At 66.1% G+C, this 8,029-nt stretch carries 6 protein-coding genes and 1 pseudogene (1 of these 7 running past the window's edge); 2 read left to right on the forward strand and 5 right to left on the reverse strand.

The window, feature by feature from the left end; translation table 11 throughout:
* Nucleotides 1-137: 137 nt before the first annotated feature.
* Both glpX and ACFE99_RS17045 read left to right on the forward strand, forming a co-directional pair.
* On the forward strand, nt 138-1,130 hold the full coding sequence (glpX, locus tag ACFE99_RS17040; RefSeq protein WP_375487330.1) for a class II fructose-bisphosphatase: 993 nt from the start codon (nt 138-140) through the stop codon (nt 1,128-1,130).
* Between the two features lie 28 nt (nt 1,131-1,158).
* On the forward strand, nt 1,159-2,565 hold the full coding sequence (locus ACFE99_RS17045) for a class II fumarate hydratase (RefSeq protein ID WP_375487322.1): 1,407 nt from the start codon (nt 1,159-1,161) through the stop codon (nt 2,563-2,565).
* 138 nt (nt 2,566-2,703) lie between these two features.
* Here ACFE99_RS17045 and ACFE99_RS17050 read toward each other — a convergent pair whose 3' ends face one another.
* The 5 genes and pseudogenes from ACFE99_RS17050 to ACFE99_RS17070 form a co-directional block, all read right to left on the reverse strand.
* Nucleotides 2,704-3,585: a polysaccharide deacetylase family protein gene (locus ACFE99_RS17050; protein ID WP_375487324.1), complete on the reverse strand. Its 882-nt coding sequence runs from the start codon at nt 3,583-3,585 to the stop codon at nt 2,704-2,706.
* Between the two features lie 25 nt (nt 3,586-3,610).
* Nucleotides 3,611-4,903, reverse strand: coding sequence for a PhoH family protein (locus tag ACFE99_RS17055; RefSeq protein WP_375487332.1), 1,293 nt, complete (start codon nt 4,901-4,903; stop codon nt 3,611-3,613).
* Between the two features lie 284 nt (nt 4,904-5,187).
* The gene (locus ACFE99_RS17060) at nt 5,188-6,009 is read right to left on the reverse strand and encodes an acyl-ACP desaturase (protein ID WP_375487326.1); all 822 of its coding nucleotides are present in this window, start codon (nt 6,007-6,009) and stop codon (nt 5,188-5,190) included.
* Nucleotides 6,010-6,064: 55 nt separating this feature from the next.
* Nucleotides 6,065-7,345, reverse strand: a complete 1,281-nt coding sequence (gene glyA, locus ACFE99_RS17065; RefSeq protein ID WP_375487334.1) for a serine hydroxymethyltransferase — start codon at nt 7,343-7,345, stop codon at nt 6,065-6,067.
* Between the two features lie 95 nt (nt 7,346-7,440).
* Nucleotides 7,441-8,029 (reverse strand): annotated as a pseudogene (locus ACFE99_RS17070) (hypothetical protein) (its annotated part continues 448 nt past the right edge of the window); the annotation flags it as partial.

Raw genomic sequence — 8,029 nt, forward strand, 5'->3', positions numbered from 1 at the left:
CAGCCAATCGCGCCGCTGCCTCCTCGCCGGAATCCGGCTCGTCGTCGCGGACGTCAGCCAATCGCGCCGCTGCCTCCTCGCCGGAATCCGGCTCGTCGTCGCGGACGTCGTCTCGTCGCGAAGCACCCGACCGCAACTTGGCCTTGGAACTGGTGCGGGTCACCGAAGCCGGCGCCATGGCCGCCGGCCGCTGGGTGGGCCGCGGCGACAAGGAAGGCGGTGACGGCGCGGCCGTCGACGCGATGCGTGAACTGGTGAACTCGGTCTCGATGCGGGGCGTGGTCGTCATCGGGGAAGGCGAGAAGGATCAGGCGCCGATGCTTTACAACGGCGAGCAGGTCGGCAACGGCGACGGCCCGGAGGTCGACTTCGCGGTGGACCCCATCGACGGGACCACGCTGATGAGCAAGGGTATGACCAACGCCATCTCGGTGCTGGCGGTGGCCGATCGCGGCGCGATGTTCGACCCGTCGGCGGTCTTCTACATGAACAAGATCGCCGTGGGGCCCGAAGCAGCGCACGTGCTGGACATCACCGCCCCGATCGCCGACAACATTCGGGCGGTCGCCAAGGCCAAGGATCTCTCGGTCCGCGACATGACGGTGTGCATCCTGGAACGGCCGCGGCATGAACAACTGATTCAAGATGTCCGCGCCACTGGGGCGCGGATCCGGTTGATCACCGACGGTGATGTGGCCGGCGCGATCTCCGCCTGCCGGCCGAACTCCGGCACCGACATGCTGGCCGGTATCGGCGGCACCCCAGAGGGCATCATCGCCGCGGCGGCGATCCGCTGCATGGGCGGGGCGATCCAGGCGCAGCTCGCTCCCAAGGACGACGACGAACGCCAGAAGGCCATCGACGCCGGCTATGACGTCGACCAGGTGTTGACGACCGAAGACCTGGTAGCGGGTGAGAACGTGTTCTTCTGCGCCACCGGCGTCACCGATGGGGACCTGCTCAAGGGTGTGCGCTACTACCCCGGCGGCTGCACCACCCAGTCCATCGTGATGCGCTCGAAGTCCGGCACCGTGCGCATGATCGAGGCCTACCACCGGCTTTCGAAGCTCAACGAGTACTCCGCCATCGACTTCACCGGCGATTCCAACGCGCAATATCCGCTGCCGTAACCGATAACCCTAGCGAGGATCACACCTTATGGCCGATAGCGCCGAATACCGTATCGAGCACGACACCATGGGCGAAGTCCGCGTGCCGGCAAAAGCATTGTGGCGCGCGCAAACTCAGCGTGCCGTGGAGAACTTCCCGATCTCGGGCCGCGGACTCGAGCGCACTCAAATCCGGGCGTTGGGCCTGCTCAAGGGTGCGTGCGCGCAAGTGAACAAGGACCTCGGGCTGCTGGCCCCGGAGAAAGCCGACGCGATCATCGCCGCCGCAGCCGAAATCGCCGACGGCCGCCACGACGACCAGTTCCCCATCGACGTCTTCCAGACCGGCTCGGGCACCAGCTCGAACATGAACACCAACGAGGTGATCGCTTCCATCGCCGCCACGGCGACCCCTCCTGTTGACGTGCACCCCAACGACGACGTCAACATGTCGCAGTCGTCCAACGACACCTTCCCGACCGCAACCCACATCGCGGCCACCGAAGCCGCTGTGCGCCACCTCATCCCAGCAATGGAGGTGCTGCATGACGCACTGGGAACCAAGGCGCGGGAGTGGCGCACGGTAGTGAAGTCGGGGCGCACGCACTTGATGGACGCCGTTCCGGTGACACTTGGCCAGGAGTTCTCCGGATACGCCCGCCAGATCGAGGCCGGTATCGAACGGGTCCGGGCTACCCTGCCCCGGCTAGGCGAGCTGGCGATCGGCGGCACCGCGGTGGGCACCGGCCTCAACGCGCCAGACGGCTTCGGCGCCAAGGTAGTCGAGGTACTTGTCAAGCAGACCGGCCTAACCGAACTACGCACCGCGACAAACTCTTTCGAGGCTCAAGCCGCCCGCGACGGGCTGGTCGAGGCGTCCGGAGCGCTGCGAACCATCGCCGTATCGCTGACCAAGATCGCCAACGACATCCGCTGGATGGGAAGCGGACCGCTGACCGGCCTGGCCGAAATTCAGCTTCCCGATCTGCAGCCAGGCAGCTCAATCATGCCGGGCAAAGTGAACCCCGTTATCCCCGAAGCCGTTACCCAGGTCGCCGCTCAGGTAATCGGCAACGACGCCGCGATCGCCTGGGGTGGCGCGAACGGTGCCTTCGAACTGAACGTCTACATCCCGATGATGGCCCGCAACATACTCGAATCGTTCAAGCTGCTGACCAATGTGTCGCGGTTGTTCGCCGAGCGGTGCATCACCGGACTGTCTGCCAACGTCGAGCGGCTGCGGGAACTTGCCGAGTCATCACCGTCGATCGTCACGCCCCTCAACTCGGCAATCGGCTACGAGGAAGCGGCCGCGGTGGCCAAGGAAGCGCTCAAAGAACGAAAGACCATCCGACAAGCCGTGATCGACCGCGGCCTGATCGGCGACAAGCTGTCGATCGAGGAACTGGACCGCCGACTCGACGTGTTGGCGATGACCAAGGTGGACGAAGGCTAGGGATCGTCACGGCTTTGGCGACGTTCCTTGTGCCCGCCTACGAGCGATTCCGCCTTAGCAATCGCTCGTAGGCGGGCAAATAGTATGTCTGCTCTCCGCAGAGACTTCGGTGGCAGATGTGACCGTGCCGCTTCGCGGCTAGGCGCCGTTGTTGGGCCCGCCCGAATTCTGGCCCGGGATATCGGTGATCGGGAAGTTGGGCATCGGCTTGGGCGACGGCGTGTTGGGCAGCGTCGGTATGTCGCTGGCCGGGATGTCATGCAGGTCGTTGGCCGGTGGTCCGTTCTCGCGACCGCCATAACTACTGCCCGGGCTCCGCGGCCCGAGCAATTGGCTGACTGTCACTAGGTGATAGCCGTTGGCTTTCAGCACCGGAATGAATTGGTACACCAGGTCGACGGTGCTGGAGTAGGTGTCGTGGAACAACACCACCGAGCCGGGCCTGATCTGCGTCATGAGCACCTGCCGGGTAGCGGCCGTATTCGAGTCGTTGATCCAGTCATATGGAATGACGTCCCAGAGGATCTCGGCCTGCCCGAGCTGACCGGCGGCCTGGCGCACCGCGGCGTTGGACAACCCTCCCGCGGGCCGGTACAGCGTCGGCGCGTGGCCGGTGGCGGCCGCGATGGCATCTTTGGCCTTCGCCAATTGGGGCACGATGTCTGCGGACGGAATCGTCGTCATGTTGGGGTGTTCCCAGGTGTGGCTGCCGATTTCCATCCCGGCATCCGCAATGCGTTTGGCGCCCGCGGGGTTGGCCGCCACCTTGTTGCCGATCAAGAAGAACGTGGCCCTGGCGTTGTTGTCCTTGAGGATCTGCAACAGCCGGTCGGTGTAGGGGGTCGGCCCGTCGTCGAAGGTCAGCGCAACGCACTTGACCCGCGAACAATCCACATCGTCGGCGTCGGCCCGTTTCACGTGACCGGTAAGCGCACCGATCACCAGCACTGTCGCGGCAGCAAGCAAACCGAGAACGGTTCGCCAGTATCGCCAGGCCTGGCTGTCGGGTCGTCTCGGCACGCTGGCAGCCTACCGAAACGCTCGATCAACGAGGCGCGGCGATTTCCTCCAACATCTCGGTGACCAGCGCGGCAATCGGCGACCGCTCACTGCGCAGCAAGGTGATGTGCGCGAACAGCGGGTGGCCCTTGAGCTTCTCGATCACCGCGGCCACCCCGTCGTGGCGGCCCACTCGCAGGTTGTCCCGCTGAGCCACGTCATGGGTCAACACCACTCGCGACCCCGCGCCCAGCCGCGACAGCACCGTCAGCAGCACATTGCGCTCCAGCGATTGCGCCTCGTCGACGATCACGAACGAGTCGTGCAGCGAACGCCCCCGGATGTGGGTGAGCGGCAGAACTTCAAGCATGCCGCGCGACAGCACCTCCTCCAGCACCGCCGGGCTGGCCAGACCCTCGAGGGTGTCGAACACCGCCTGCGCCCACGGGCCCATCTTGTCGCTCTCGCTGCCCGGCAAATAACCGAGGTCTTGCCCGCCGACTGCATACAACGGGCGGAAAACCACCACCTTGCGCTGAGTCCGGCGCTCCAACACCGCTTCCAGCCCTGCACACAACGCCAGCGCCGACTTGCCGGTGCCGGCTTTGCCGCCCAGCGACACGATGCCCACCGACTCGTCGAGCAGCAAGTCGAGCGCCACCCGTTGCTCCGCAGACCGGCCACGCAGACCGAACACCTCCCGGTCGCCGCGGACAAGCTGGACACTTTTGTGGGCGTTGACGCGGCCAAGCGCGTGCGAGCTGCCGCCGAGCAGCCGAACCCCGGTGTGGCAGGGCAGATCCCGCGCATCCACCAGGTCGATCTCGCCGTCGGCGAACAACGCGTCGATATCTTCGACGGCAGTCTCGATTTCGGCCATGCCGGTCCATCCGGAGGTGATGACGTCTTGGGCGTGATACTCGTCGGCGGCTAACCCCACCGCACCGGCCTTGACGCGTAGCGGAATGTCTTTGCTGACCAACGTCACCCGCTTGCCTTCGGCGGCGAGGTTGGCCGCGCAACTCAAGATCCGCGAATCGTTGCTCTCGGTACGGAATCCCGCGGGCAACACCGCCGGATCACTGTGGTTAAGCTCGACATGCACCGTACCGCCTTGTGTCCCAACAGGAATGGGCTGATCCAGTCGTCCGTACTCCAGCCGAAGATCGTCGAACAAGCGCAATGCCTGGCGCGCGAACCAACCAAGCTCGTGGTGGTAGCGTTTGGCCTCCAGTTCGCTGATCACAACCAAAGGCACCACGACGTGGTGTTCGGCGAAGCGGGTACACGCCCACGGATCGGACAGCAGCACGGAAGTGTCGAGCACGTACGTCCGAATGGTGTCCTGTGCAACCGCAGACGAATCAGTCACGAAGCGCTCCTGGCGTAACTGCCCGCGCGGCCCCGCGCGGACTGGGCGGGGGCTGCGGCACCAGGACCAGGGCCGGTCCTGCCGTAGTCGTGACCAAAGGCGCCGCTCGGACAGCAGAGCATGTCGCTAGCCATCGACTGCGACGCTACTCTGGTCGCCGCATGCCCGCCGTGCAGGCGCGCCGGTCATTACCCGCCCGGCGACCGATGCGCGCTGCGCAGCGACGCGGGGAGGAGCCGGCCAATTGCGGTCTAGACCAACTGCTGCAGCTGAGGTTCGTTGGCCAGGCCCCATTCGGTGATGCGCTCAGAGATCAGCTGCTTCAGCTGCTCACGGTCGAAAATGCCGGCCTCGGCAACGTTTTGCACCTTGTCTTGGTAGGCGTCGATGTCTCCGCCGACGACGTCGAGCTCAGCTGCCCGGGCGGCAATGGCGGCCACCGTCTCGTCGCGGGTGTACGTCAGGCAGTGCGCCACCAGGTTGGCGAAGAATTCCTCGTGGCGCTCTTCGTCTTTGGCGATCCGGCTCATGAGACCGGCAAGGATGGGCTCCTCAACCTGCGCCGCCAAGTTGCGGCAGAACACCGCCTGGGCACGCTCGGCCAACGCCATGTAGACCAGGGTTTCGACCTGGCTGTAGTGGTCGGCTCGGTAGCCCTTCATCACGTGCTCGACGCGGACCTGCTCGTTGGCTGTTGGGTCGACTTCCCGGGTCACTACGAGGTATTCGCGCAACGCGATGGCGTGTAGTTGCTCCTCGGCGGTCCACCGGCCCAGCCACCGGCCCCACCACTCCTCGAGGATGAAGTGCTCGACGAGCTCGCGGTGACGCCCGGCCATGTTGTCTTTGGTGATCAGCAGGATCTCGCAGGCGTCGGTGATCACCCGGGGCAGGCTCGCTTGCGACGGGTCCCAGTCACGTCCGCCCAGAAGGGCGAAGTTCTCGCCCCGCTCAAATGGCACGTAGTCGTGCGCAAACCAGAGCTCCTCGGTGTTCAGATGGTGGTCCATGAGCTGCTCCACCACCGGCTCGAGTTCCAGGGTCAGTGCATTAGCGACGGGTTTCACTGCCATGAAAGTAACCGTAACCCGGATTCACAGGTTTTTTGAAATCGGGGGTGTCGCGTGTTTAGCCGTCGACCAGCTTCCAGTCTTGCAATCCCTGATAGAGGGGGAACTCCCTGGCCAGGCGGATGACCCGCGCCCGTAGTGCCGGCACGTCCGCCGACTCGCCGGCGGCCAGCGCGGTCCCGATGATGTCGGCGACCTGGCTGAACTCGGCGTCACCGAAACCGCGGGTGGCTAATGCCGACGTCCCCACCCGCAGCCCCGAGGTGACCATCGGCGGGCGGGGGTCGTTGGGAACGGCGTTGCGGTTAACGGTGATTCCGACTTCGTGCAGCAAGTCCTCGGCGGCCTTGCCGTCCAGTGGAGAGTTGCGCAGGTCGACGAGCACCAGGTGGACGTCGGTGCCGCCGCTGACCACTGACACACCGGCCTTGGCGACGTCGGCGGCCAGCAGCCGCTCGGCGATGATCCGCGCACCGGAGAGGGTGCGCTGCTGACGGTCGGCGAACTCGGATGTGCCGGCAATCTTCAGCGAGACCGCCTTGGCGGCGATGACGTGCAGCAGCGGCCCGCCCTGCTGGCCTGGGAACACCGCGGAGTTGATCGCCTTAGCGAACTCCTGCTTGCCGAGGATCAGCCCGGACCGAGCGCCGCCCAGCGTCTTGTGCACGGTGGTGGACACCACGTGCGCATGCGGCACCGGCGACGGGTGAAGGCCCGCCGCCACCAGCCCGGCGAAGTGGGCCATGTCGACCCACAGCGCCGCACCCACCTCGTCGGCAATCGACCGGAAAGCCGCGAAGTCAAGAATCCGCGGGTAGGCCGACCAACCGGCAACGATCACCTTGGGCCGGAACTCACGCGCCTGGGCCCGCACCGCGTCCATGTCAATCAAATGCGTCACCGGGTCGACGCCGTAGAACCCCGTCTCGTAGAGCTTGCCGGAAAAGTTCAGCCGCATCCCGTGGGTCAGGTGCCCGCCGTTGGCCAGGTCCAGGCCGAGCAGCCGCTCCCCCGGCGTCATCAGCGCGTGCAAGATCGCGGCGTTGGCCTGCGCGCCCGAATGCGGTTGCACATTGGCGAACTCGGCGCCGAACAACGCCTTGGCCCGGTCGCGGGCGATGTTCTCCACTACGTCGACGTATTCGCACCCGCCGTAGTAACGCCGGCCCGGCAGGCCCTCGGCGTACTTGTTGGTCAGCACGCTGCCCTGGGCCTGCAGCACCGAGCGCGGCGCGAAGTTCTCGGAGGCAATCATCTCCAAGGTGTCGCGCTGGCGGCCGAGTTCCTTGTCCAGCAGTTCGGCGATATCGGGGTCGACCTCGGCCAACGGGGCCGACATCAAGCAGGTGGCGGCGTCAGGTGCGGCGGTCACGGAGGCCAGTCTGACATGCGGAGCCGCCGAATTGGGGGCCACGTCGGGTCCCGCCATTGGCCCTACAGCGTCAATCCCGGGTACAGCGGGTTGGCGGCCAGCAACTCGGCAGCCGCGGCGCGCACCCGTTCGGCGGTGCCGTCGGCCAGCGTGTACTTCGCCTTCGACGTGCCCACTGGCACGGTGTTCGTCAGCACGTCGGCCACAAGCTCGGCGACCCGGTCGAAGTCGGCGGCGCCGAAACCGCGGGTGGTCAGCGCGGGGGTGCCGAACCGGATGCCGCTCGTGTACCACGCTCCGTTGGGGTCGGCGGGGATGGAGTTGCGGTTGGTGACGACCCCGGCGTCCAGCAGCGCCGATTCGGCCTGCCGCCCGGTCAGCCCAAACGACGTGACGTCCAGCAGCACGATGTGGTTGTCCGTGCCGCCCGTGACCAGCCGTGCGCCACGCCGCAGGAACCCGTCGGCCAGCGTCTGCGCATGCCGAAAGGTGATCTCGCCGCGGTCCAGCAGCCGCAGCGTCTCGCGCAGCCGGCCGGTCAACTCTTCGGCGATCAGCAGCGTCGACCGCGCCGAGTTGGACGGCAATCGCAGCGCGCACGCCACGTCCTCCCGGACCCAGTTGGCGTCGAGCTCGTCCATGGGCTTGCGC

It is taken from the genome of uncultured Mycobacterium sp. (assembly GCF_964249325.1).
GTDB lineage: Bacteria > Actinomycetota > Actinomycetes > Mycobacteriales > Mycobacteriaceae > Mycobacterium.

Bases quoted from the DNA above. Each gene is read 5' to 3' on its own strand.
- ACFE99_RS17045 (WP_375487322.1), top strand. From the start codon at position 1,159: ATGGCCGATAGCGCCGAATACCGTATCGAGCACGACACCATGGGCGAA.
- ACFE99_RS17060 (WP_375487326.1), bottom strand. From the start codon at position 6,009: ATGGCAGTGAAACCCGTCGCTAATGCACTGACCCTGGAACTCGAGCCG.
- glyA (WP_375487334.1), bottom strand. From the start codon at position 7,345: ATGTCGGCCCCGTTGGCCGAGGTCGACCCCGATATCGCCGAACTGCTG.